Below are 25518 nucleotides of genomic sequence, written 5' to 3'. Positions count from 1 at the left end.
ATCCTTATTAACTGTCAGCAAAAATTATTAGCTTGGTATAATCACCCATATCCGCACTACGCAGGGCTTTTAAATATTGATCTCTAAAAGCTGAATCTTTAACTAGGTTATTCTTTCCCCAACTAAACCTTGGTTCATCTTTATTTATTAGATAAAGATCGGCAAACAACCTTGAAAACCTACCGTTACCGTTTGGGAAAGGATGAATAAAAACTAGTCTATGATGCAGGCGCACTGCTATTTCTCTTACTGGGAAAGTAGAGTTATCTTGCCAAAAAATTACGTCATCCATCAATATCTTAAGTTCTTGCATGATATAAACACTACTTACACCGATATTGGTTTGTTTTTGTCTAAATTTCCCGGCCCAAGTCCATGTATCGCAGAACATTCTATTATGAAGCTTTTTGACGTATTCAATAGAAAGCAGGTTTTTTATTTTTCGGTTTTTAGTCCATATTTCGGCTCTGGCAATATTATATTGCTCCCATTCGTCAAGTTGATGCTGTCTTGTCAGATGTTTGGGAATTAAATTGTGAACCTCATCAGGTGAAAGAGGAGTAGCACCTTTTGTATAAGTAAACTGCATTATTTGTCCCAGATATGTTTTATATTGTTTTTTAGCAATTCCTCTCTTAAAAAGTGGATCTGTTCTTTCATCGATTCTATCGATATTTTTTGATCTTCTAACGCCATATGGTGCGAAGTTTGCTGAAGCTGGGTTTTAGCTTTCTCTGCTGCAGTTTTTTCAATAAACTCTATCATTCCGTCATTTGGCACGATTGCATAAACTAGTCTGCAATTCATTGCCTGCGCAACTTTTTCTAAAGTAGCAAGAGTAGTTCTACCTTCAATTTCATCAGATTCTATCCTGATAATTCTTTCGCTGCTTACATTACAGCGTTTTCCAACTTGTCTGGTGTTCATACCTAAAGTTTCCCTTATGGTTTTAACCCAGCCAATCTCAGGACGGCTTAACTTTGAAAGCCCTTTTAACTGGTTTTCTATCTGTTTAGCCCGCATCTTCCTTAATGACCAATCCATGATATTTAACTTATTATTTGTTACTAATATATATGTTAGTATAACATAATTTATTTATAATGTATATATTAGTATTATTAAACAACAAATCTTATTTTTACCTTAACATCCTATAAGCAAATATAATTTGCTTAATATCTGTTCTATACTTTTTTCATCCAGCTTATCTATTTTACGTGCATTTCTAGCTTCCCAATCTAAAGAACGAACTTGATCGCATAAAACAGCACCTTGGATTGACTTTAGATTTATTTTGAATTCAAAAGGATAACCTTTTACTTTACTGGTGATAGGAAGAAAAATAGCCAGATTAGTTTTAGCGTTATAGTTTTTTGGTGAAATAACAAGAGCAGGTCGAGTTTTACATATTTCATTACCTTGGTTAGGGTTAAAGTTTAACCAGACAATATCGCCTCTACTCGGGATATACTTTACCATGCTTCATTACCTTGTTTATCTTCTTCTATAAATTGTTCTTTATGAATATTTGCTTGATTAATGTTTTGTACTAGCCTATCTAGTTCCGAGTAATTATTTTTGATTACAATAGCATTCTCGTTGACTGTAACCTCAACTTCTGTACCGGATACTAGATGTAACGAGTTTGCAATTTTTCTAGGAATTCTTACTCCTAGGCTATTACCCCATTTTTGTACTTTTATTGTCATAAAAACCTCTTATATATTTGTTTATACAAGTATATACTATATATCATACATTTTCTACTTTAAAATAAAGGATTTATTTAATTAATTGGCTATTTCCTAGCCATGCTATAACTACCTTTCGTGAATACCGCCTGTGATTATCGGGATTTGCAGAATGATAATGTCTAATGGCTTTATGCCAAGTCTTGTGCTGTTTAAATAATGATGTCAGCAATTTAGCTGCGTATTCAATGTTAGTAGCAGGATTAATCATTTCATCGATATTCTTGAAATTATCCTTGTGCCAGCGGTAATTAATTTGTGCAATTCCTACGTCAATATTGGTAATCCCAGAATTTATGGCATGCCTAATTGTTTTTGCGGCTTCCTCTTGGTTACTAGCTATTACTGTTTTACCTGCAATATTGACTGCATATGGGTTAAAATCTGATTCAACACCCGCAATCGCACTAAGTAAGCCTTTAGGTATCCGATTCTTTTGCTCTACTGCACCGATATATTTTTTAAGCCAATAACCTTTAGAAGGCGGAGTGTTAGAAGAAGTTGTATCTGTTGCGTATGCGCCTGTATTGCTTAAAATAAATATGGATAGGAATAGGATAGTTCCTGTTATTATTTTCTTTATATCCAGCACTTTTTTAATCAGTTTGTGGGCTTTTTTTATTGTTCTAGACAATATCTTGGTTTTAGTCATTTAATTCCTTTGAATGCTTGATGAAAATTACGTATACTGCCTGCTTGTATACTCTGTACCTTAAGCTATATCCAGCAGCAAATGGTATGAACAAATCATAGTAACCTTCCAACATCTCTACTGGTTTCCCTGCTAAAGGAAACATTGCTAGTTTTTGGGTATACTGATTTATCTGCGTTGCGGCATTATTAGCTGCATTAGGGCTAATATTTTTTAGAAAATCACGCACCCGTTGTAAGTCTCTTACGGCAGACTTTGACCAGAATATGGTATATTTCATATTTTAATATCTTCTTCGTTGTCAGTTCCCCAACTATCAAGCCATTTAGAGACTTTTTCATGATCTACAACTTCCCCTTGTTCAACTTCTTTCCATCTTTTTAAGGTCTCTTGGCGTAACTGCTCGTTTCTATCTTCCTGTTCAACGTAAGCAGTAATAGCTCTATTCATTATCCAATGAGGTGATCTGTCCTTAATTTTGCTTAAGTGCATCAGTTTTTCCTTTATTTCAGGTTTTAGCTTTACACTAAGAGTTTTTTGATTATCAGCTTTCATAATAATTCCCTGATGTTGTTAAAAAGTTACATATAGTAACACTATATAACACTAAAGATAAAAAGCAAGAATTTACCGCTGTTATTTCTTTGGACAAAAGTCTGATTCCTGATACAATAATAACTGATATATTAAACTCGTAGTTGGAGATAACAGACATGCAGGATTTTACCAAACCTTTTAGCATAGATACGAAACCTAAACAGGTGAAAGCTGAAGCTATCGAGCCTAAGGTAGATATGGCAGCTCCTAATTTAACTAAACAGCCCCAAAAAACCTTTTGGGACTCACGCATGAATAAGTCTAATTTCTGGAATCTCATGTTTGGTATTGGAATGGTTCTAGGAGGGTTTATAACTCTCAAATTTGGAAAAGCATATCCTACTCTCGGCTTCATTTGTGCTTGGACAACCCTAATTGGAGTACCCCTAGCAGTAAGGTACTTTTCCAAGGTAACCTTTACTGACGGGAAGTTCCTGACCATAGAAGGAAGGGAACTTGATATTCCAAAACAGCTACCTAATGGTTTTTTGCTTATAGTCACTACAATCGGCACTGTTATTCTAATTGGAGCAATATCTGATAAGTTCCCTAAACCGCATCTTCCAGTTGTGAACTTTATTTTTTTATCAATATTTCTAATATCATTATTTTTCATTCCTGTTTTATTTTTTATATTAAAAAACTGTCCTATTTCCATATTGTTTAACTATCAGTTCCTTAAACAACAAAATGCACGGGCCTCTAATTCTTCCTGCTATTCGGGATCTGAGTATAAGAGCTCTTTTACTGATGATGATTACCGTAGAAGTAGTCCTACCCAGTCTTATAGACCGGGTAATATCTACCATAGCAGCAGATACTAATCAACTTTCTGGCCTTCATTTCTTTTTAGTTTTCGTTCCTCATCCATTTTAACGAGCTTCTGATGTTGCTCGCTCGTCTTAAGTCTAGTAATCTTTAAACGTGGATCAAATGATTGTACACGACCGCTACCCTTATCTATATCATGTGGTGCTGGCTCTTCGCCCGTATACTGTTTGTACCTTGGTAGAATATCATCAAGGTCATTCGAAGCTGTGGACTCGCTTTTGCCGGAATTAGCTAAAGGGATCATTTCCTCTCTGTGGCGTCCAACGCCGTGTACATTACCCCATAAAGTTCCTATATCTCCCCTTCCCATCCTATCCTTTTCATTTTGCTCAATGACTTGCTGCATCTGGTCATAGCGCATTTGAGTAGCATCTCTGGTACTGTCGTACTTGTTATTAACCTTGTTATTCAAGTGATCAAAGCGGTTCTTGTTAATCTCACCCGTTGCCTCAACATCCTTTTTGATATAATCGGCATTAAAGCCTTTTGCTGCAGCTTCCTGTTCTACCGCTGCGCCGACATTACTATCAACATTACCTTTATATTGCTTATGCTTATCATCCAGTTTTTGGTGGACATTATCTGGACTTAAGGCACGCTTACCGGCTTCAACTTCAGCAAGTAGTTGATTTACACCCGGCTCGGATAATTCCCTGAATATTTTTCTAACTTCCGGTGTCATATTCTCTACGTCTTTTCTTGCATCCATTACCGATTTACCGGATTTCTTCGCATGAGCTTCCGTAACGTCCTGGTACAGCTCCTTGTTAATTACCCCGCCTCTGCTTCTATTAAGCTCAATTGCCCGCTGATAAGTATCGATCTTGTCATACCTGTCCGCAAGCTGCTTCTCGGCTCTCTGCGTTTCCTCGTATGATTCATGCAACCCTTTGCTCTGATCCTGACTTACACCGTGTTCCTTTGTCCATGAATCATTGTTCAACGCTCTAGTGATATTATTGTAAGTTTGATCCGTGCTCTTTTCTTTACTAACCCCTGAAGTATTGTTATTAATTTGCTCACTAGCATTGCTAGCACTGACATTACCGTCTACCGATACGCTACCGCCTATTATACCCGCATCAAACCCGGCTTTAGCATGAGTACCGAGTACCATTTCTGCTTTCTGATGCCATGTGTTATTACCGCTTTGTTCATATCTACCTATTTCATTTAATACTTCTTTAATTGCCTTACCCTCTTCGGTAGAAGTATCAATATTATACCCTGAGGTTGAGCCGGTCTTCTTGGCAATACTCTCAAGCATGCTAGCCTGATGACTGATAGTTTTTGCCTGAGATTCCGTAAACATTACTTGCTCGCTGCTAGCTAATGATTTTTGCTTGTTCACACCTTCATTCAGCATCACATGGTTTGATTCTTCGCTCCTCATGCTTACATCACCGCCTGAGGAAGTAAGGCCGTGCCCGCCGGTAATTATCTGTTTTCCTCCGGCAGTTCGTTTAAAATGTGAACCGTCGGCTAAATTCCACCCGTTCTCACCGCTAACATATTCAAGGTTATGATTAGTCTTAAACCCGTTGCTATTATGACGACTGACATTGTCGATATTATCGTTGTCCCAGTTTCTCATACCGCTTGATCTCTCACCGGCAATTGCGCTCGTAGCAGCATTGCTGCTAGCCATGATAGTACCTGCAAGCTGGGTAAGTCCTCCTTCGCCCAGCCTTGTCATGTAATAGGCTAAAAACGGAATCGATATACTAAGACCGGCAGCAAGACCGGCTATAGAGTCAAACTTCTTTACCTCAGTTGACCAGCTACTATAACTAACTACCTTAGCCGGTTCATAGGCAAAATCTATTACCATATTCAGAATCGAATACAAAGGTGGCCAGAGTGACAGAGAAAACGCCATCGTAATCCAGCTTTTATATCTAGTAAAACCGCCTGTTAGAATCAACATAGGCAGTAGGAAAATAAAAGAGCCGTAAACTATGACTTTCATCACTGCTAAACTGCCCGTTAAGGTTTTCTCAGCCAAATCTCCGGAAAGCAGACCGCCTGCTTCCTGATGCATCTGCGCTCTTGCCGTTGCATACTTGCCGGAGCGATAACTGTTAATCGCATTGATCATCATGTTATTCTTCAGGATCGAATCAACCTTATGGCCTCCATCATAAAGAGCACCAATTGCCGTACTTATATTTTTATTTAATTGCCGAAGCCCTGAGTTATATTCAACTCCTTTTCCTGCTCCTCTGAATTTCTGACTTAAGGTAGTAATTATTCCGCCTTCAAGACTTGCAAACTTTGTTTCAAAATATCCTACCGCTTCCTTGCAGGTAGGACTTGGATGTACCCGTACACCGTCAACAGTCATGTCGGTTCTAGTCAGTGTTCCGGCATTTTTACTTACCAGCCCCCAGATGTCATTGGTGGCAAATAGCTCCTCCTTGGTAAATTTGTGGCCGATCATTGCAGGTAGTATAACGCAACGTGGGATGAAGTTACGCATATTACCGACTACCTCGGGATCACGGATTTTCGCCTCTAATACTTCTTTAGCAAGACGAGCACCGAAAACAGTCCCGTAATGATAATAAAGTAGGCTACTTCTACTACCGACCAGAGAAAAGGTTTGCTCGAATCCCATGGTAATAATATGACCAAAACTCTCAATTGCTCCAATAGGTAGCGCAAAAGCTACAGGAATGTTATCTACCTTCCAGTAACTTTTCTCCACATGATCACGAATGAACATTGATGTTTTCGGTAGTAACAGACTATTTACAAAAACTATCATCCCAAGACATTTTAGTAGATATTGCCTCCACTGCCCTTCCGCTTTTGAAGCTGCCATCTGCATCGCTAAGTACGTTCCAACGAGTAATACCATGGTGTTAATTACCGTAGGATAGAAATTTGATTCCCTAAACATTGCAATCCCCTGCAACGTATGAAAAATCAGCTCTGAGTAGCCGTACATATGTATTGTTAAATCCATTTTTCTCTATCTGTATTTACTGGTTATTTTGTTATTTGTTCTCTGACCGGCTTTCAGCGTATTCCTAACTCTCATTCTGACCGCTGCAATATTCCTCAAATTTAAATTCGAAATGCTTAATTTCCGCTCGAAGCCGTGCTTTAGTCTGGGCAATCAAGTCATATCGCTTAAACGCTTCATTCTTGGCTCGTGATAATGCACGCAGAGTTTCTCTACACTCTTGATCAAATTTGTTAAATGCTCCACTATCGGCTATTTGCGTATATTGAAGTTCGGAAACTGCCTGCTGCACTTCCTGCAGTAATTTAGCAAGATAAGTTGTTACTACGTCAAAACAGAGTGCTTCGACAAATTCGCTTTGCGCCGCAACTGCCTCGTCACTACCGGAGTAGTTGCTAAGATCAAGTTCAATCTTGGTAACTAGAGAAAGACTGGACATTGCTATTAAAGTACTTTCTTCATCCGTAAACGCTTCCTTATCATTTCTGATTTTCTGAGTAATTGAGATCAGCAAATCTTCTACCCTACCCATTAAACTGTCTTTCGGCTTAATTACCGAAGATTTAATTGTCGGAGCAAGACACGCAGTTGCCTCATCACAGAGGTATAAATTAACCTCTTTACTCGGAGTAGATTTAGCACCGATGAATTCCTCTATCATTTCCTTATTGATCAGAGAGATTCTATGACTGACGGATCTGCGCCCCCTGAGTCTTTTCGACCGATAACCGTCCCTGAAATACTCATTAACACTTCTTTTAAGGAATTATTTGAACTACTAGCCGGTGCTTTCTTATCAAGTGCTTTCCACACTAGATTGTAATTATCTCCAAGCATGCTTTCAAGTTCAGGATTACCTCCGGTTGGATCTTCAGTTTCTTTTTTTGAACCTTCTGAGAAAGATGCCAGATCTTTCTTGTCTCCGTTTAAAAAAGAAGCCGATTGACGGGTAGCACGTGACCCGGCAGTTATTTTACCGAGCATTCCGTCAGCGTGTTTGGCCATATCTTCACAATCCGTTTTAGCCATACTATTAAGCCAATCAGCTTTATTATCCAGCCACGTCATCAAATCCTCACAATGTGAGCACATGGTTTTGACCAACATCATTGCCCCATAAGTACCGGCATTTTGGGCAAGCCCCTTTAAATGACGCATAAGTTCAGCCGAATTAACAATACTGACTGCACCACCCAAAAACTCAAACTGCGCACCGCAAGGCAGGCCGCCCATTTTACAGGAAGGGGCTTTAGCCTGAATCAATTGCAAACCGGGTTCTGCCGGAGTTTTGATTATTACCGATCCGCCCATTAAATGCCCTGCTTCCTGTTCTCTGACAACACCGCCTACAGTTACGTTACTCATCGTACCCCGAGGCATAACGTTCTTGATTAACTTATTCAAATCAGCATAGGCAGTATTAAACACCATTTCTGATACCAGAATTGCTACAAGACCAATAGTAATTGTCTTTTTTAACCGGATTATTTTGCCGATATTAATTATTCCCCGAATCATTCTTTTCCTTTTATTCCGTTGCCTTGTCCTACCACTGTTTCTAAGTATTTCGCCATAAGCAGGCTATTATCCTCAAGGTCTGCAACTGATACCGCTCCTCTTGCAAGTTCGAACCTTAAACTACTATCATTGGTTACCGCAATTACCGTCGGCATTTCCTTAAGCTGCAGTTGCTCTATTAACTCAGTGTTGGTATGAGTTTTAAAATACCTGCTTTTAGTACCGTCGATACTGACTGCTTCAACCTTAAAACCATAGATATCTGCAAACCTCGCTAAATGTTTTTCAAGTACCTCGCAATGATTACAGTCACTTTTAAAAAACAGAAATAACTCGACCTTTTTAGCAATGACTTTAAGGGTTGCCGAATTCTGCTTTTCTTCTTGCTCTTTCAAAGCTTTTCGTCCATAAATATTTTGTGGGGCTTCCAGATGATTGGCGATATTCGGATTCAGGAAATTTGCCATTAAAAAACTATGTCCAAGTACTTGAGCATTATCGAGCATGATTTTTTCTTTCTCCTTATACTTACGTACATATTCAAGATTATCCGGGTAACGGATCATTACGTGCCTTAGAAGTTCAAGCTCATGGGCAAATTTTTCATTTTCAGTTTTTATTGCCTCCATTTCTTCTTTTGTAAATTCACTCCTTTTCTTATTTTCCGGTTCTTCTAACTGTTTTTCCTTTTCTTCAAACCATAACCACCCACGATAAAAGGAATCAGGTTCAAAAAAACTGTTTACAGCCAAGGAAGCTGTAGGATTCAAGATTACCAAAAGCAACAGCAAAACTGCATATTGCCTATTCGAATACCGCTTTCTCATTTACGCCGCTCCTGTTATTATCCTGATTATCCGGATTCATATCGCCTGTGCGGATACCGGATACCCCCTGCTTTACCGTTTTACCTAAAGCCGCAGAACTTGGGGCTTTATAGCTCCCAAAAAATTTAAACTTAAAATCTTCGATAAACTCTGTAAAATCCACCTGTTCCCAGTCTATTCTATGTATCTCTTCAAGCGTAAGCCCCCGGCAATTCGGTGAGCCTCCGCTACCAAAATTTATACCTAGTTGCTTTCTGCCCTGTACCTGTACTACTTTATCGAGCATATTGCCCCAGCAGCAGAAATGGTGTTTTACAACAGTAGTTACTCCTACTGTCTTTACCTTTTCTTTCCCGACATAAACGCATAGATTTTTTGCTCTCCGCTCTGCAAGCAGGTTTTCGTCCTTACTGCACTTTGCACCAAGCTCTTTACCCCAGCCTTTAGGGTTCTGACTGCAGCAATTCGTATAACTGGTTGCTTTCTTTGAACAATGCTGACCGCTTCCTTGGAAAAGGCTAAAATTACCACCCTTGTCAGGTTTCATTTTGCTAATAGCGTAAAGTCTTGATATCGAATCCATCATCTCGCCGTTGGTGGTATAGCTCTTATCAACGCAATTGCCGTCAATACATGGAATATCGGTACAAACCAGCTGATCCGGCCCTGCTTTTTCCTTTAACCCTGTTCTAACCTCTGGACCGGTTATAGTTATTTGCTCTTTGCGTTTACATGAGAACTCTCTTTGCTGATTAACACACGATCCTTGGCTATCGGTAAGAAGGCAACTCCCATTTGTTACAAAATAGCAATGGCTATAAACCCGGCAGTTATTCTTACTTGGATAATCGCAGGTTTTGGTATAAGACCATTGCCAGCAATCCCTATATACGTCAAAGCCGTCTATATTGCGTGTCCCGCCGCCGCTTACGCAAACCTTAGCGGTATCACTACAAGGATGACTTGAGATGAATCTTTTGCCTGCTACTGCTACCTCGAAGCCGGAAAGCATTAAGATTATCCAACATGTAAAAATTATTAGAAAGGAGCTTATCTTTTTCATTGGAGTATACATGTCTCGCTCCAATCTTCTGACCACTGCTCACATACAGGATAACCGTCCCTATATTGGTAATTTACCGTATAACTTCTCCATCCATAATCTTTATGACCGAGCCTCCTACCACCGTAATACCAACCGTCTACCGAAAACAGACCGCCACTCCACCATGAACTCATCTCGGTGCTGATATTATCAAGAGTGCTCCCGGGGTGTTTAGTAACTAGAAACTCTCTCATCAGTGCAACATGATAGGAATTAGGCGGGATATTACGAGGAGCGCTGAAGAAACCACCAATGGTTCGTGGGCCTACTGAGAGTTTGTATTCAAAACAGCTTCTTCCAGTATGATCTACCCAGAATACGGTTTTTCCTGAGCGAAATAACTCGCTACCTGAGATAACTATCTGACGGCTTTGCCACGGCCTAAACCGTATACCCCTCTGAGCACAGCGAAGAGTCAGAGCATCATGGCAGTTATATTTGTTTCGTGGCTCTTCACACATTGTTTGGTCATAAATAGTTTCCTTGATTTGTTCTTCCTTAAGCGCAATATGATGCTCCGGCTCTATTTCCTTATTTCCTTTTACGGTATAGCAGTCCACTCCAAGACGCTCCTTTAAGGAAAGAAGTAGGGACTCCAGCAAATCCTTACTACCTTCCGCTATCTTTTCGGCATCCTTGCGGTGAGCTACCATAAGGGGGTTGCTTTCATCAACGTAAATCTCTTCAAGCAGATTTTCCTTTAATAATTTTGTTCTCCCTCTATCATTTAGCTCATCGGCTCTTATGGTGCTAAGCTCTGCTGTATTTTCATCAATTTCTTTTCTACTGCTACCTGCAATGAATTCTACGCCATGATCCCCGCCTGATCTTAACTTCTCTATTGCCTCCCTTTCCTCTTCCTGTACCTGACTCTTAAATGCTTCAACATCTCCTACGGATTTCCTGAACAGATCGGTCTGGATGTTTACATTGGTCTTGCTAGTTGGGTCTTTATAGCTACTTGCTATTACCTTGCTGCTTGCAGAAAAACAAAAGATACAAAAAAATGTTAGCCTCAGAATTCCAATCATTGCGCTCCCTCCAGAATTTCTCTTGCTATCTCCGCTAGATCCCCTTTTTCCGCCATTAGTTTTAATGCCCCGCTAATTCCGATATTGCCAACCACCCGATCAAAAACTTCCTCTACCCCTTCCTGCCAGAATTGCCTGTCTGCTTTACTTAATACAAAAGTCGGAACGCTTTTAACGGAAAAGCGATTAAACGCTTCATCATCAAGCTGAATCTGTATTTCATCGTTGTTATCATTCATTAGTGCTACAATTCTGCTTAACTCCTGCCATGACCCTTTAGGTAGGCCTTTAAAAACCAGTATGGCGTTATATCTTCCCGCTGCCTTTACATAAGACTTGAGTAGTTCTTCGCTCATACTGGAACTTACAAACACTCTTAAAGTTGCTTTTTCATCAGGCAACTTATACACCTCCGTCTCATCCTGCTTGCGAGCAGTATCAATACTCCGCCGGTACTCAAGGTATTTCTCCTTTATCCCTTCCATCACCGAATTAAGTGATTTCGTAGCCAGATTCATAACCCATTCCCGGTCTTGGTTACTAATTTCCGTATAACGGCTCGCAAAAACAGGTTTTGCCGTAAAAAATATCAGCGCCAAAATTATCGCCTTTAAAGTAAACAGCAGTTCGTTTTTCGCCATAATAGATACCCCCAATCTTGTCCGTCATACGGATATTCCTTGCCCGCTTGATAAAGCATGTCAGATAGCCCAAGAGGCCAACAACCTATACCCTCAGATGTGGTTTTTGGATGAACCATCTGCAGCTTGTATTGGCTTTTCTTCAGCTTTAAAATTCTTGGTTTTCGACATAATGGGCCGTTAATCTTCCCATTAGAAGTCGACGTCTCACGAGCAAGACCAATCCTATGTAACTTGTTTAGAATCCGCATTGTAAGCAAACTACTGTTTCCTACCCCGCCAATATGGTCGGCATTTGCTCCGCTTAAAGGATACATATTGCCCCAGCAACCGGCACACCACAAAGATAAGCCACCTATCGGTGGCAGCTTAAAAGAAGATACTCTTGACCGATAAATATTTATGGAGGATTATAATACTGGTATTTGATTTGTTTTAACTTGAGTTATAAAGACTGAATGTTAGACATACATAAGATAATATATAATTGAGTTATGAGTAACTTGCACTCTGAGCAGCATTTGGTCAATGAATTAGCGGTAAAAACTCTTAAGGCCATTTCTAAAGAGCAAGCAATTCCTTACAGCAGGATCAAAAAGATTTTTTCCGAAGGAGATAAGGAAATAGCCAAGGCTTTCTGGATAATGTTGCGAAAAATATCTCCCAATCATAAGTATAATTCTGTTTACTATTGCCCTGATTGTAAAGAATTTGATTTAGAACGCAAAGGAAGAAAGATTCCTTGGTAAGAAAACATTAACTATAAGTAATTTATGGAAATAGTCGGTAAAGGAATATCTATAAAACATATTTTTCTAGACCGTGGTAATTGGTCTCGATTTCGCTAAAAAATACGGCAAGCTAAGATACGGCATTATTTTCAACGTCACTAAAGTTATATCGTGTGGAACGAAATATTTAGGATTTAAACGTTATAGCTGCCGTGATTGTAACCGCAATAAATCGGTAGCATTCAGCTGTAAAGGTAGGTTTTGTTCTCGTTGTGGTAAGAAACAAACGGATCAATGGGTGAGTAAGGCTAGCAATGTTCTACCAAAAACACGATGGCAGCACATTACATTTACAATGCCGGACTCTTTATGGCCGATATTTTGGCTCAATCGTGATCTGTTTGGATTGATTTCCGGTATTGCAGCAGGAATTATTAAGGAGATAGCTACAAAGAAAAATCTTGTGGTTGGTATATTTACTGCCTTACACACTTTCGGTAGAGATTTAAAACGCAATGTTCATATCCATTTATCGGTTACTTGCGGCGGTATAAATAGCAAAGGCAAGTGGCAAAAATTATTTTTTCCTGCCGAACCTATTAAAAAAATGTGGAGACATAGAGTCCTTGAGTTATTTCGCTTTCAATATATCTCAAGTAATTTGAAGTTGCCGTCCGCATATCAAAATGCTGAGAATTTTAATAACTGGATGAGTAGTTTATACGAAATCAGTTGGTATGTTTATTTACAAAAACCATCGGATGATCATAAACGCAACATAGAATATTTAGGGCGGTATATAAAACGCCCCCTATTTCCGAGACAAGAATAGAAAATTACGACGGAAAGCAGGTAACGTTTAAATTTCTTGATCACTATAATAATACAATTGATCGCATAACTATGCCCGTGATGCAGTTCATAGCTAGTCTGATTATGCATATACCAGATCGTTATTTTCGAATGATTAGGTATTACGGTTTTTTATCTAATAGAACTAGGGGCGTACAATTACCTATCGTATATAAGGCAATTAATCAAATCGTTCATAAGAAAACTAAGCTCATTAGTTGGAGATTAATGATTTGGTTGAATTTTAAAATAGATCCTCTGTTTTGCTATAATTGCAATAAATGTATGAATCTGCGGCAAGTTTATTACGGTTTATCTCCGCCATTGTTATTAATAAGAATCAATGAATTATTATCAACGCCTAGATAACATCATTATGGCGAACACTTCTTTCACGTCTTAGCCACATAATTTGTAAAACTGAACCTATTTTTAGATAGATTCTGGCAGAGATTTTTATAAAAGTGTTGATAATTTCTAATATTGTGGCTTGTAACTACATTTTATTAAACGAATTTTCAAAGTTTTGATTAACAATTTTTCTGGTTACAAATTTTGAAATTCCTATACTAGAACATATTATCGTCAGGCAAATTAAAAGTTGCTGCTGCGCAATCCAGGCTACAAGCAGCCTGAGCTATCGGATTACCGAATAAAATAGCCTCGGGATTGAGCAAACTCTGCATTTTGGGATCGTTCCACGTAATATCAAACTCACTCATATACGCTACATCAAAAGTTGATTGTTCAAGACACCCAAAATCAGTGATCAGTTCTAGCCAGTAAATCAAAGGATAAACGTAATAATGAACATGATGGAAACTAAAATGACCACGCCGGCCAGCAGCACTATTACGGCGTTCGTAACTGCTGATCTTGCGCATGTCACTGCCTATACTCACCCCCCCTAAATTTACCATGCAATAAGGTGTTCTTGTTATGTCAACCAGACGCACCGGCTCCCAGAAACCGATCGACAACCCGGGAACGGGTATCGGTGGAGTGCCCTTACTACATATACAAATAGGATTTTTAGGATTTTTGGTATCACGCTTTTTTGGTGTTCCCCCCTTGCCGATATGCATACCACCAATTGAAATTGGCATCAGGCAACTCCAGCAAATATCAGTTATCGGATTGACAAAATGACCTTTGCACGTTACGCTTGCATTGCTTAAAAAAGGTAAAAAAATAGCCGTTATTAAAATTGCTATATACTTTTTTTGTAGTACCAGGTCTTTAAGATGATTCGCTATCCGCCAAGACTGCCTCATCTTAAAGACCGATTCCTTTCGGTCTCCGATCACCATAACCCTCTATAACTTCTTATTCCTTTTTGTTCTTAAATTAATAATTCAACACATACCGCTTAGTAATTTCTAGTCTCTACTAACAATCTGAACAAGCTTCTTAGCAAGCAAAAGAAACCCAAATATACTAAGAGGTTTTAAAATTAAAAATCCAAACCACCATAAAATGCCAAAGTTTTTCAGCATAACCACTGTCAATAACGAAATAATATAAGTGATGATTCCAATGTTTATTATTATTGGTTTAGTGACCTTCAGGGATTTTTCTTCCTTTAATAGAAAACCTATAATTAACGCCGTTAAACTAAAGAATTTGATATATTCCTGCAAGCAGATCGTCATATCAAAATTATTATTAGCAGAATAAGGAAATAACCCACCGGTAAAAATCCATATCACTATCGTTGCCAGTACCAGACTCCAGTTATACTGCGTATTAAAACTTACACCAAGCCCCTTGCAAATAACCGCTTCTAAATCATTGCCTGTTTTTACGTTCTTTTCCTGCTGTGTATCCATATAAAACCTCTTTTTTATTACCCTGTTATTTTATAATAACCCCGTATCACTTATCCTAACTATTTCGTACATCCAGCTCTCTAATTATTTTATCGGTTAATCTTTCTGCTACTAAATCAACTTTCGTTACCTTAAAATCTGTTTAATCCAAACTTTGGTTCAATTATTATTCTCATCTAAAGCAAATTCTTCAATCCGGAGCATCTTACCATCTTGCTTGGCTAGCGCAGGGCTTCCCTTAATACCAAATCTGGTAGTTAGCTCCCCTGCTTGATCAAAGTATACTTCAGTGCCAAGCTCTTCCTGTAAATCAAATACGCTACCACCGACTAAAATAACCCTATTCTCCGGCTTGTTCTCCTCATTACTACTACCGGATACCAACTGCTGCTTTAACCACTCAACTTGCTTCTCCTCCCTTCCATCAATAAAAAAAACCTTGCGTTCTAAATCCATATAATCCAAAGGATTTACTTTCTTTCCGGCTTTGTGGAGTACCTTACCGCACGGCAAGACAACATCCTCCTTAAGAGTATAAGTCGGATCATGCCAAAACTCCCTATTCTCGGTAGCAGGCTTGATTCCTGCTACTGCTATAGGATTCTGCACCCTTCTTATCGCAATGTTTTTCATTTTCTTATTTTCTGCTTCCCAATTTACCTCTTTTAATTTCCGCAGCATCATTTCTACAAAACCTTCTTCCTCAACTACAAAACTTGTTCCAACCTTACTGAAATCAAAACCCAGTGCCGTAGTCGTAGAACAAATCATTAGTATACATATACTTATAACCAGATTCTTCATCACACCTCATGCTTGCTTTTCTACCTCTACCAATTCGTTAATTCTTAATCTTCCTTTTCTGCACTTAAAACTTTTACTAGCTCTTTGTGAATAATGTCCGATATTCCGCTGCCATTACGGGCATAACCTTTTTTATTACTTACGATTAAAACCTTAGTACTTTTATCTGCAAAGCTCCCTGCTATCTGCTCCATCTTTTTTATAGCAAGTTCCGGTTTGCCGAAAAATATGCTTCCTGCTGCCCTTGAGTTTTCCATCCCATGATTTTCGGAGAGATTTTTAATACGCTCTTCCTCTAAAGCAACAAGTGCTTCTTCAGAAACAAACAGCACCCGTACCGATCCCGCTAGATTTCCCAAAAACAAACAACCGAGCCAACCGCTTAAAAAACCGATAATGACCAATAAGATTGCAATATAAGCGAGTTTCATATTTAGACTCATCATAATTATTCCTTTTATACTTCTGTTAAATCTTCAGCCAATAGCCCGTATTTCTTTGATAATTGCAAAATAGCCTCATGCTTGCTTTTACCTGACTTCTCCTCATTCATTAAAAAGCTAAAATCATCCTTTTCCGTAGAATATAAAGCAGTACTATAAGGATCGGTGACAAGCCTTCCTACCACCTTCGCACCATTAGTATCGATTAATATCTCAGAAAAGCGGTTAGCAGAGCATTTACGAACAGAGCGGATTAAATCCAAGTAAGGCAGGTATCCCTCTTCCTTAGCAAAGGTAGTTATACCCTCTTCTTTTTGTTGTAAAATTAATTTCCACGTAGACGACTCAAGTATTGCCCTTTGTGATGAGCCTTTACTAAAACTCGATAAATCTTGCGTACATACAACCAGACTACCTCCGTATTTTCTAACAGTCCTAGCAAATCGCTCTAGAAACGAAGCCGCAAAATCCATAATCAGCCAAGCCTCATCAACTACTAACATAAAATAACGACTCCGATCACCACATAAAAACTGCATCGTAATCTGCATTAGTATTATTTGCAGTACCACAGCTAAAAGAGGCTCATCGTCCTTGATTTCTTCAAGCTCAAAAAGTGTTAGCAGTTCTTTAAAACTGGCCTCTTTACCGGATTTAAAATAACGGCCGTGAATACCCTGCTCTGTATACGGATACAGACTATCGGACATAGCTGACGCTCCTTCAACGGGATTCCCTCGGTGATCCTTTAATTCTTCAAATACCTTAGCTAATTTTGTAATATCAAGTTCAGTACCATACTCTGTTATCCCTTCAGCTATTGCTCTCTCGATCACCGCTTCGCCTCTAACATCACCGCTTAAACCGCACATTGAAGCTACCATTGCTTTTGCATAAATCATACTGTCCTTGGTTACAAAATGGGTTTTACCGCTTATCTTTTTATCCTTGATTTCTAAAACCTCGATTCCTTCCTTCTCTTTTTCCAAATTACTTGCAGCTGATTTACCGACTGCTAAGGCTTCTATCTTTTCTTGCGGCAGACCGGTGATTTCAGCTACTTTTTTAAGATCAACACCTTGCGCAAGTAATGATAATGCCTTGGTATATACCGCTCCGCTACTGCTTAAACCGGCAAACGGATTTAATGATAATCTGCTACCACGATCAAAACGTAGCATCTCTCCTCCTAAAAGTTCACAGATATTCTTGTAACTTGCTCCAATATCCATGACAAAAACCGCTACCCCTTGTGCAAGGCAACTCGTCACAAGATCCTCTAAAGTAAAGGTCTTTCCACTTCCAGAAGGTGCTATGACTACTACATTATAATTACCGCCGCCGCCAATCCTGTAAAACGGATTAAAATTAAATAATTGACCCCGCCTGCCCATAAGTAATACTCCTGATTGTGGTACACCACGCCATTCTCCTTGCAAAGGTAATTTAGCTACTATCTCTCCGCTTAGGGCATTTCTGGTCAATTTGAAAAATGATAGTGATTTCCAGTAAGTAGAACCGCTCATCGGCATTGTACTTAGTAAACTCAGTAGCTGCAGATTATTATTAATCCCCAGTTTCCAGTCATTGGCATTCCAAAGACTTTTTAAAGATTCCTCGGCAATGTCAATATTATCCTGCGGGCTTGTAATCATTACTATTAACCCACCAATTAAATACCCGACTTAGGCGGCATATTTTACTTCTTTCGCCTGAAATAATCTTTTGATATGTTCTGGGTTATTTTGCAGAGTCCTTAGGTAAGATTTTAAATTCCCTTGGAGTTCAGATTTTGTAAGAGGTATATGTTTCCTATTTACATTTCTTTTTAAATCGTTGTTTAAATATTCATCCGGATTATGTTGCGGAGTATACGGAGGCAGAAAAAATAAAGAAATTTTCTTTTTATGTTTCCGAGTCCATATTTGTACTTTTTTGCTATGATGAACCTTGAGATTATCTAGGATTAAGAAGATTTTTTTCTTGGAGTATTTTACCAACCTCCGTAAAAATTCTATAAATACATTTGTTTTTAGTGTCTCTTCGTACAGCATAAACCTTAGCTTACCGTTATTTGTAACAGTGGATATCATGTTTATACTAAATCTCTTCGATTTATGAATCACAACAGGGGTTTTTCCTTTTAAAGAATAGCTTTGTAATACCTGACACTCTTGTTTTATCCCTACTTCGTCGCACCAATGTATTTCTGCCTTTTCATATTCTGCTTGCTTGGCTATTGACGGATATTCTTCATCTAACCAAAATTGAACCCTTTTGGGTTGCTGCTCATATGCTAACTTCTTTGGCTTTTGTGCAGTATACCCCCATCTTCTTAAATATTCGCCTATTGTACTTAGGGGAAGAAAAAATCCACAATGTTTTTTGATGAGTGCATTAACTGATTTTCTTGACCATAATGCTGATTTGATATTGTGATCTTCTGGTCTAGAGATATTTACGTACCCTTGTATTATTTTACTTTGATCTTCGGTTATAAGCCTTTTCTCTCCTATCTTTCTACCTCTTAACTTCCCACTAATTGCGTACTTGTCGCCTCTCTTTTCCCTCCTTACCCATTCATTTACTGTCTGGCGACTCACTCCTATTAATTCACCTACCGACGATTGACTCTCTCCTCTTTTTACTAGTTTTAGAGCAATCTTTCTCATCGACGCTTGTGCGCTTATTGATAATTTCCTAAAATCTTCACTTTTTGACATTATTGCATTATACAAATTCCTTCCTTCTTGGCAATAGTTATGTCGGGTATTTAATTGGTGGGTTAATAGCATCGATTCGCTTAAAAACCGCTCACCTTTTTTATGAATATCTAGTACCTCTCTCCACTCTTTGCTTCTTCTCTGGCACTGATATCGTGACGTGTATAATCTCGCTCGGCGGCGTGAATGGATCTCATCCCTTGAGTCGTTAAACGGGAAGTGCCACCGCTGCCCAAAGAACTTGCCAGGCTATAGCTAATTACAAACCTTGCCGGTATTACCCTATCACCTGACCCAAGCAACGCTACCATTTCACTCAGAGAAAAACTCTCCGGTAACTCTCTTGGTGAAAAAATCCTCGTCTGAAGATTTGTAGCCTCATGTATAACAGATTCAGGCTTAATAACCGTCCCCTCAAACTTCTTGCAAATCTGATCGGATAAATTGTTATATTTACTATAAACGACTTTACCGGCACTTCTTCCAAAATCCGGTTGCAGTAACTCCCTACCGATGACAATTAAATCCTCTGCTTTCATCAGTCTTGGAGAAAGCTTTTCCGTATTTAACTTGTTCTCAAGCTTTCTTTTAAAAGAAGTCATTAGATCAATCGATTTCCCCGACCTGATTCCTAAAGACCTTGAACAGGCAACAAACGTCCGAAAATTTCTTGCCAGTCTTCCATCTCTGCTACTTGCAAAATCCTTGGCGCAATTTTCAATAAACCGCCGGCGGGATTTTGTTATATGGGCTAGTATTTCCCCGCCGTATTTTCTCCCCTGCTCCCATGTATCTAGGATATCGCTAATATCAGTGCCGGCAATAATTAGAAACTGCAAGTAAATATCTTCCGGTAATTCGTCATTGAAAAATAACGTCAGATTCTTCTCAAGGCCCTCATTAGACCCAACTAACGGATTAATCTCATACCAGAAACCAATACTATCGTTATTATTAAAAAATAATCCTTGCTCTTCATCAAAATAATCATAAACAAGAAAATCAGATAGCGGCACTGCTCCCCCCGTTACCTGCGCAGTATGCTCTCCAAATGCATCCATTGGATCAGATTTACGCTCCCCTCTACCCCAAGTCCGCAAAAATTGGCTAAATCCTTTAAACTATCCGTAATCTTCATCCTTGAACCTCTATAGTTTCAAGTTTAATTTCTGGGGTAGCAAGTAAGGTGGCCCAATTTGTCTAGACTAAAAATCAGAAATTATGAGATATAATTTGCGTTATAATATTAGCCAATAATTTTTGTTAAATACACCTGTTCTGGAGTTAAATATTCCAAGGATTGGTGCATCCTTTTACTATTATAAAAAGTTATGTAATCTGTTATAGCATTTTTTACCTCCTTGACAGTATTTAAAATTATCAAATATATTTTTTCTTGTTTTAATGAACGCCAAAATCTTTCAATAAATACATTATCTAAAGCCCTACCTTTACCGTCCATGCTAATCTTGATTTCACGTTTAACAAGTTCGTAGATGAAATTTTTTGACGTAAATTGAGAACCTTGATCGGTATTAAAAACCTCAGGTTGACCGTGCTTTTCTAGGGCTTCTTCTAGTGCGTCGATGCAAAAATCACTTTCTAAGCTAATAGAAACCTTCCAGCTCAGAATATAACGGCTAAACCAATCAATAATGGCTACTAGATATACAAATCCTTGTGCCATTCTAATATAAGTTATATCGGTGCTCCATACCTGATTTGTCTTAGTAATTTCAACGCCTTTTAAAAGATAAGGATATACCTTATGAGCTTGGTTGCGCTTGCTTAAATTCATTTTAGGATAAATGGCTTCTATTGACATTATTCCGTAATAACGACTTACCGCTTTGCGACCAATAACAATTCCAAACGGTACAAGATGCTTGGACATTCTTCTGGCCCCGAAATACGGATGCTCTGTATAGATTTCATCAATTACTTTCATTATTTCTAAGTCTCTTGTAGTTATTCCTTTTGCCTTGTAATAATAAGTAGATTTATTAATTAAAAGTAGATCGCATTGCCTAACAATGCTTAGATTTATACAATTATTATCAATCATACTTTTCCTAGTTTCCAAGTCCAAACAATGTAGATTTTTTTTTTCAGCCAGTCACGCTCAACGCTTAACTGTCCTATTTGTTCATATAATTGTTTTATCAAATCTTGATTGTCTGGATCTTTTGTTGCCGGCTTAACTTGAAAACCACTAACTAAATTTTCTATACCTCTTTTTTTCCATGCTTGTATTTGAGTTGCATGAACCCCGTACTTACTGCTTATTTGTGCTATTGTCATTTCAGCTTTTATTGCTTCTATAACAATTTTTGTTTTTTCCGTCGCACTATATTGCTTCGCTTTTTTAGACATATAATTTCCATTTCCTTGTTGTGAAATTATATCTCATTCTTCATTTTTAGCAGTCCAGTTTTTGGGTACCATTATAAAGCGCCGGTAATTCATCCGCCTTACCGATTTCTGCACTTTCTCCCTTTTTACATCTGCTACCTCGGCAGGTTTCCTCCCTTTCCTTGGTATAACGCTCAATCTCACCGCTGGCAATTAGCCTGTCTACCTTATCCATCGGCATACAGTTTGCTCCCTTGCTATCTCCGCATGCAAAAGACGTACCGTAACCGCTACTGCACCCGCTAAGTAGTAACAAAGTCGCAAAGCACATACAGAATCTAACTGCAATATTATTTAGAACGTAACCTGCTAATCTCTTATTTCCAACCGTCATCGCTAGCCTCCTCCTGTTCATTTGCTTTAAGTACCTCCTTTTGCCTATGCTGCTCTACTCTCTTGTTTCCTTTATCCGTCAATCTTTTTGCCTTGATCTTGCGATGCGTATTTACCTGACCGATAAAAAATCCTTTTATTATCTGAGGATTCACCCGCACGCCTCCCGGAATAGTCAATACCGGTGACATGCTTTCAGCTTGCCGGAGGTAATAATCGGCTATCTTTTCTCCTGCATTACTTGCTCCGTTCATAAGTCCCCCGGTTGCCATATCATTAAAACCTTTGCTCTTAGTTGACACTAATCCGCCGCTTGTAATATTTATCCCCTCCTGCCCCTTGGCACTACCGGCTAACCCACTAATTAACCCACCGATCGCAGCATTCTTTATATGTTTTGCTCCCGTCGATACTACCGTTCCCTTAATTCCGTTAAATCCATCAGGTCCGTGTACATCTCCGGCTATTTCACTGGTGATATACATGCCGTCCTCTTCACACACCATTTTCTCCAAACGGATAAATGCTCTTTCACTCGATAAATCGCCATAAGCACTTCCTATTATTCGGCATTTACTAATATCAAGCCCGTTCTGCTTTGCCAAATTTCCCCGACCCTTTAACTGGATATTTACCGGGGTTGAGTTCTCATCTGCTGCGCCAAGGGCCGTTGATACTACAATTCCGCCAAGCAGATATCCGGTAAAATACGTTCCTTCCGGTACATAATCAGCCGCAGACTTCGGCATGTCAAACTCAGTGTCATTATCAAAACCTTGCATCTCTATTGCCGTAGCTTTATGCAGAGGCTCAGCATTTAAACGCTCCTCCTCTCTAGCTGCTACCCCTCTTAGCATCCTGTTTGCCTCATCCATCTCTGCTTTAGCCATTTTTAATTGCTCCTTTAAACTCTCCACCTGCAAGCGACTTTCCTCTATGAACTTATTCTTTGTCTCCTCTACCGAAGCTTCAGCTTGCACTATTCGCTTGTTTAGTTCATCGGTTTTGGCCTTTAATGCCTCCTCGTGATGATTCCGCCACATCTTATCAGGATCAAGTGCCTTGTCCGCAAGCTCTACTTTTAGAGTTTGAGGGGCTACCACGGGTTTTTCCACTATCGTTTTTTCCTGCACATAATTGATTAAAAACCCTAAAATGATCACTACGACAATTAGCAAACCGATAAATAATCTGATTTGCTTAATACGTGTTAAATTATTCCTCTCTCGATCACCGCCGAGACTCAAACTTTCGGTATTAACTACTTTCTTTAACTTATCGTCATCCAAGCGGGATGTTGATTTCATTAACTGTAATATCTTCTTAAACATCATTCCCTTCCGTGTAATCATATACCACAAATACCCTAGGCTCATCTCCGGCTGAGCCGGAGTTCCTCATCCCGATAGCTACAGTATCCTTGAAAATCCCCTTGAAAGTCTCTAACGTAACCTGCTCCGTTATATTCTGATTATTTCTATGCGACTTCTTCACCTTATAAGTAAAACCTGCTCCGGCTAATTTCCCGTAACGATAGGAAACCACTTGCGTTAGGATAAGATCAGGATGACCCGCTACTTCTACCTTTCTATCTTTTTTCTGTACAAAATATTTTCCTCGCTCATTTGCCGCCATCTTTTCAATCATCTCTTTAATCTCGCAGTTCTTTACGTCTCTTTTTCTGCTTTCATCGCTTACGTCAATATTGATTAGCTGAGGTCGCAGTAAATCCAGAACATGTAACCTTAAATCAATCGCTTTTCCCGCCCCAAGTAATAATGTCAGGTCAATAGTACCGGATGCAGGAATGCTTGAAGTTAAAAACAGATCACAGTTATTATCAGCAACTACAGCTTCATATTTACTAGTATCGCCAATGATCTTAGTGATCCTTGCCTTCTCAAAATGGATGCGATTAATGCCCCCACTAGCAATATTTATATCAGTATGAGATAGATAGCTGATTCTTAAAACCCCTCTATCTTCGACCGCAGACTGCAGCTCTTTCGCAAAACTATCTACGCCTAAACCGGCCACAATAAAAACCCCAAGAATCAGGAAAATCCTAGTTTTGCTCATGGTCATATAATTCCTCTTCTTCTTTACTTAACTTGACAAACTCCTTCAACAACAACTTCCCCGACCTCCATTCAAAACTAAGACCGTAAACAGCAGGTATATTCTGCAGGCCACGCTCACCGAACCGGCTGTTTAATTGACCGATAGCTTTAACCGTTAACTCTTTCTGATTAACCTCAAAACTTTTAACAGCAAAGTGAGTACTTAATGAGAATCGTTTGTACTTCTCCTTGCTGGCAGCAAAATATTCGTTAATCAATCTCATATATTTTGCATCACTTTGTGATACGTGGTTCATCAGCAGCTCTTTTTTCCAGTCAATGGAATCAGAGGTCAGACAAGTAGTAACGGCAGGTACATTGCTGAAGTTTCTTCTAAATAACTGATTGAAACACCTTTATCCGACGTCCATACCTCTTGATTTAAACCCGGAGCTAAAATCACCTTTGCCTCGGTTGTAATTAGCTTAAGACTAAGAGCTGCAACCGAAAATACGCTTACTATCACCAGCAGCAGCAGAAAATTCCGTTGCCTTGCTACCTGATCTATATTCTTAACCATTACCTGCTTTTCCATATAACCAAATCCCGTTTTAATCAGATTTCCTATTACCGGCGAAAAACCATTACATCAAACTACGCAAATAAGAAGGCGGGGTGTTCTTATCAATGAAAATTTTCTCAAACGGAAAATACCAATAGAGCTTGCGCTGTATTTGTCCTAAAAACCATTGCCTTGATAACCATCGCCCAATCATGAAACCAATGACCCCTGCCCCTATGCCCCACATCAGACCTTTACTCAAGGCCCCTAGTACAAGCAAGATGCCACCACCAATTAAAGAACCGACCGAGAAATTAAATATCTTTAATTCCTGATTCAGACATTTGGTAAATACTCTTCTTGCCATCTTCTTTTATCCAAGCATTCCAATTAACCCTAGTATCACAACCCCGGCAGCACCGCATCCAAGACCGGCCCTGATTGCTCTTTGTCTTGGGTCACCTTCTCCAACTAGTGCTGCAGCCGTTCCACTTAGTAATACCCCTTTACCCCAGTGGGCCTGAACCCCATCAAGTAAAGGTTTTGTTCCGGCAGTAACGCCTTTGTCTATATCAAATGCAGCGAGTACTAGTTCAGGGTAAAGAGCAAAAGTTGCAGATAATAATCCTGCCCCAAGAATCAAAGGTTTTAGCCAGGAATTTAATTTAGGTTTTTGTATCGATTCGGTTGTATTTACTATTAAATCTTTAGAAGTATTTTTTGATTTTGAAATTTGCTTGTTTTGCATGTTTAATTCTCCGTTATTAAAATTAATTTTCTGTACTACCAACTCTTTAAGATGATTCGCTATCCGCCAAGACTGCCCCATCCCGTTAATTCTCCCT

The 25518-nt window shown here is 39.0% G+C and carries 33 protein-coding genes and 1 pseudogene; 2 read left to right on the top strand and 32 right to left on the bottom strand.

The window, feature by feature from the left end:
* Positions 1-7: 7 nt before the first annotated feature.
* The 16 genes from N3Z16_RS10020 to N3Z16_RS09945 form a co-directional block, all read right to left on the bottom strand.
* A complete protein-coding gene (locus N3Z16_RS10020) occupies positions 8-589 on the bottom strand; it encodes a mobile mystery protein B (RefSeq protein WP_282487071.1) in 582 nt (193 codons plus the stop codon).
* Positions 589-1023, bottom strand: a complete 435-nt coding sequence (locus N3Z16_RS10015) for a mobile mystery protein A (RefSeq protein ID WP_282487070.1) — start codon at positions 1021-1023, stop codon at positions 589-591. The genes N3Z16_RS10020 and N3Z16_RS10015 overlap by 1 nt, the downstream gene beginning before the upstream one ends.
* Positions 1024-1146: 123 nt before the next feature.
* The gene (locus N3Z16_RS10010; protein WP_282487068.1) at positions 1147-1482 is read right to left on the bottom strand and encodes a type II toxin-antitoxin system PemK/MazF family toxin; all 336 of its coding nucleotides are present in this window, start codon (positions 1480-1482) and stop codon (positions 1147-1149) included.
* Positions 1476-1712 carry an AbrB/MazE/SpoVT family DNA-binding domain-containing protein gene (locus tag N3Z16_RS10005; protein WP_282487066.1) on the bottom strand — a complete coding sequence of 79 codons (237 nt, stop codon included), beginning with the start codon at positions 1710-1712 and terminating at the stop codon, positions 1476-1478. The genes N3Z16_RS10010 and N3Z16_RS10005 overlap by 7 nt, the downstream gene beginning before the upstream one ends.
* A gap of 73 nt (positions 1713-1785) precedes the next feature.
* Positions 1786-2406, bottom strand: a complete 621-nt coding sequence (locus tag N3Z16_RS10000) for a transglycosylase SLT domain-containing protein (protein WP_282487065.1) — start codon at positions 2404-2406, stop codon at positions 1786-1788.
* A complete protein-coding gene (locus N3Z16_RS09995; RefSeq protein ID WP_282487064.1) occupies positions 2399-2686 on the bottom strand; it encodes a type II toxin-antitoxin system RelE/ParE family toxin in 288 nt (95 codons plus the stop codon). The genes N3Z16_RS10000 and N3Z16_RS09995 overlap by 8 nt, the downstream gene beginning before the upstream one ends.
* Complete coding sequence (locus N3Z16_RS09990) at positions 2683-2961, bottom strand: CopG family ribbon-helix-helix protein (RefSeq protein ID WP_282487063.1); 279 nt, start codon at positions 2959-2961, stop codon at positions 2683-2685. The genes N3Z16_RS09995 and N3Z16_RS09990 overlap by 4 nt, the downstream gene beginning before the upstream one ends.
* Positions 2951-3661 (bottom strand): hypothetical protein, encoded by a 711-nt coding sequence (locus N3Z16_RS09985; protein WP_282487062.1) that lies wholly within the window; start codon positions 3659-3661, stop codon positions 2951-2953. The genes N3Z16_RS09990 and N3Z16_RS09985 overlap by 11 nt, the downstream gene beginning before the upstream one ends.
* 162 nt (positions 3662-3823) lie before the next feature.
* A complete protein-coding gene (locus tag N3Z16_RS09980; RefSeq protein ID WP_282487061.1) occupies positions 3824-6802 on the bottom strand; it encodes a conjugal transfer protein TraG N-terminal domain-containing protein in 2979 nt (992 codons plus the stop codon).
* Positions 6803-6866: 64 nt separating this feature from the next.
* Positions 6867-7463, bottom strand: coding sequence for a conjugal transfer protein TraH (locus N3Z16_RS09975; protein ID WP_282487060.1), 597 nt, complete (start codon positions 7461-7463; stop codon positions 6867-6869).
* An 11-nt stretch (positions 7464-7474) separates the two neighbouring features.
* On the bottom strand, positions 7475-8320 hold the full coding sequence (locus N3Z16_RS09970) for a conjugal transfer protein TraH (protein ID WP_282487059.1): 846 nt from the start codon (positions 8318-8320) through the stop codon (positions 7475-7477).
* Positions 8317-9090: a conjugal transfer protein TraF gene (traF, locus tag N3Z16_RS09965; RefSeq protein WP_282487058.1), complete on the bottom strand. Its 774-nt coding sequence runs from the start codon at positions 9088-9090 to the stop codon at positions 8317-8319. The genes N3Z16_RS09970 and traF overlap by 4 nt, the downstream gene beginning before the upstream one ends.
* A gap of 34 nt (positions 9091-9124) precedes the next feature.
* Complete coding sequence (gene traN / locus N3Z16_RS09960; RefSeq protein WP_282487057.1) at positions 9125-10246, bottom strand: conjugal transfer protein TraN; 1122 nt, start codon at positions 10244-10246, stop codon at positions 9125-9127.
* Positions 10207-11283, bottom strand: coding sequence for a hypothetical protein (locus N3Z16_RS09955; RefSeq protein WP_282487056.1), 1077 nt, complete (start codon positions 11281-11283; stop codon positions 10207-10209). Before N3Z16_RS09955 ends, traN begins: the two co-directional genes overlap by 40 nt.
* A complete protein-coding gene (gene trbC / locus N3Z16_RS09950; protein WP_282487054.1) occupies positions 11280-11924 on the bottom strand; it encodes a type-F conjugative transfer system pilin assembly protein TrbC in 645 nt (214 codons plus the stop codon). The genes N3Z16_RS09955 and trbC overlap by 4 nt, the downstream gene beginning before the upstream one ends.
* On the bottom strand, positions 11894-12241 hold the full coding sequence (locus N3Z16_RS09945; protein ID WP_282487053.1) for a TraU family protein: 348 nt from the start codon (positions 12239-12241) through the stop codon (positions 11894-11896). Before N3Z16_RS09945 ends, trbC begins: the two co-directional genes overlap by 31 nt.
* Positions 12242-12418: 177 nt before the next feature.
* Between N3Z16_RS09945 and N3Z16_RS09940 the strand changes: the two genes are divergently transcribed.
* Positions 12419-12673, top strand: a complete 255-nt coding sequence (locus N3Z16_RS09940; RefSeq protein ID WP_282485543.1) for a hypothetical protein — start codon at positions 12419-12421, stop codon at positions 12671-12673.
* A gap of 73 nt (positions 12674-12746) precedes the next feature.
* A pseudogene (locus tag N3Z16_RS09935) lies at positions 12747-13876 on the top strand (IS91 family transposase).
* 200 nt (positions 13877-14076) lie between these two features.
* Here N3Z16_RS09935 and N3Z16_RS09930 read toward each other — a convergent pair.
* From N3Z16_RS09930 to N3Z16_RS09855, 16 genes are all read right to left on the bottom strand, one after another.
* Complete coding sequence (locus N3Z16_RS09930) at positions 14077-14814, bottom strand: TraU family protein (RefSeq protein WP_282487052.1); 738 nt, start codon at positions 14812-14814, stop codon at positions 14077-14079.
* A 72-nt stretch (positions 14815-14886) separates the two neighbouring features.
* Entirely contained in the window at positions 14887-15336 is a 450-nt protein-coding gene (locus tag N3Z16_RS09925; RefSeq protein ID WP_282487051.1) for a hypothetical protein, read from the bottom strand.
* A 159-nt stretch (positions 15337-15495) separates the two neighbouring features.
* A complete protein-coding gene (locus tag N3Z16_RS09920; protein WP_282487049.1) occupies positions 15496-16107 on the bottom strand; it encodes a conjugal transfer protein TraW in 612 nt (203 codons plus the stop codon).
* A 77-nt stretch (positions 16108-16184) separates the two neighbouring features.
* Positions 16185-16586, bottom strand: coding sequence for a hypothetical protein (locus N3Z16_RS09915; protein WP_282487048.1), 402 nt, complete (start codon positions 16584-16586; stop codon positions 16185-16187).
* Between the two features lie 11 nt (positions 16587-16597).
* Positions 16598-18238 carry a TraG/VirB4 family ATPase gene (locus tag N3Z16_RS09910; protein ID WP_282487047.1) on the bottom strand — a complete coding sequence of 547 codons (1641 nt, stop codon included), beginning with the start codon at positions 18236-18238 and terminating at the stop codon, positions 16598-16600.
* Between the two features lie 30 nt (positions 18239-18268).
* Entirely contained in the window at positions 18269-19378 is a 1110-nt protein-coding gene (locus N3Z16_RS09905; protein ID WP_282486892.1) for an IS630 family transposase, read from the bottom strand.
* A 38-nt stretch (positions 19379-19416) separates the two neighbouring features.
* The gene (locus N3Z16_RS09900) at positions 19417-20406 is read right to left on the bottom strand and encodes a TraC family protein (protein ID WP_282487046.1); all 990 of its coding nucleotides are present in this window, start codon (positions 20404-20406) and stop codon (positions 19417-19419) included.
* Between the two features lie 146 nt (positions 20407-20552).
* Positions 20553-21371 carry an IS3 family transposase gene (locus N3Z16_RS09895; RefSeq protein ID WP_282485683.1) on the bottom strand — a complete coding sequence of 273 codons (819 nt, stop codon included), beginning with the start codon at positions 21369-21371 and terminating at the stop codon, positions 20553-20555.
* On the bottom strand, positions 21368-21679 hold the full coding sequence (locus tag N3Z16_RS09890) for a transposase (protein ID WP_282487045.1): 312 nt from the start codon (positions 21677-21679) through the stop codon (positions 21368-21370). Before N3Z16_RS09890 ends, N3Z16_RS09895 begins: the two co-directional genes overlap by 4 nt.
* Positions 21680-21725: 46 nt before the next feature.
* Positions 21726-22052, bottom strand: coding sequence for a hypothetical protein (locus N3Z16_RS09885; protein WP_282487044.1), 327 nt, complete (start codon positions 22050-22052; stop codon positions 21726-21728).
* Positions 22036-23385 (bottom strand): TraB/VirB10 family protein, encoded by a 1350-nt coding sequence (locus tag N3Z16_RS09880; protein ID WP_282487043.1) that lies wholly within the window; start codon positions 23383-23385, stop codon positions 22036-22038. The genes N3Z16_RS09885 and N3Z16_RS09880 overlap by 17 nt, the downstream gene beginning before the upstream one ends.
* Positions 23375-24130, bottom strand: a complete 756-nt coding sequence (locus N3Z16_RS09875) for a hypothetical protein (RefSeq protein WP_282487041.1) — start codon at positions 24128-24130, stop codon at positions 23375-23377. Before N3Z16_RS09875 ends, N3Z16_RS09880 begins: the two co-directional genes overlap by 11 nt.
* Positions 24117-24428, bottom strand: a complete 312-nt coding sequence (locus tag N3Z16_RS09870; RefSeq protein WP_282487039.1) for a TraE/TraK family type IV conjugative transfer system protein — start codon at positions 24426-24428, stop codon at positions 24117-24119. The genes N3Z16_RS09875 and N3Z16_RS09870 overlap by 14 nt, the downstream gene beginning before the upstream one ends.
* Before the next feature lie 35 nt (positions 24429-24463).
* Positions 24464-24706, bottom strand: coding sequence for a TraE/TraK family type IV conjugative transfer system protein (locus N3Z16_RS09865; protein ID WP_282487038.1), 243 nt, complete (start codon positions 24704-24706; stop codon positions 24464-24466).
* Between the two features lie 49 nt (positions 24707-24755).
* Positions 24756-25040 carry a type IV conjugative transfer system protein TraL gene (locus N3Z16_RS09860; protein WP_282487036.1) on the bottom strand — a complete coding sequence of 95 codons (285 nt, stop codon included), beginning with the start codon at positions 25038-25040 and terminating at the stop codon, positions 24756-24758.
* Positions 25041-25046: 6 nt separating this feature from the next.
* Positions 25047-25502 (bottom strand): hypothetical protein, encoded by a 456-nt coding sequence (locus N3Z16_RS09855; protein ID WP_282487034.1) that lies wholly within the window; start codon positions 25500-25502, stop codon positions 25047-25049.
* Between the last annotated feature and the right edge of the window lie 16 nt (positions 25503-25518).

It is taken from the genome of Candidatus Megaera polyxenophila, assembly GCF_029982035.1.
GTDB classification, from domain to species: domain Bacteria; phylum Pseudomonadota; class Alphaproteobacteria; order Rickettsiales; family Rickettsiaceae; genus Megaera; species Megaera polyxenophila.
This window is presented reverse-complemented; position numbering and strand designations above follow the sequence as displayed.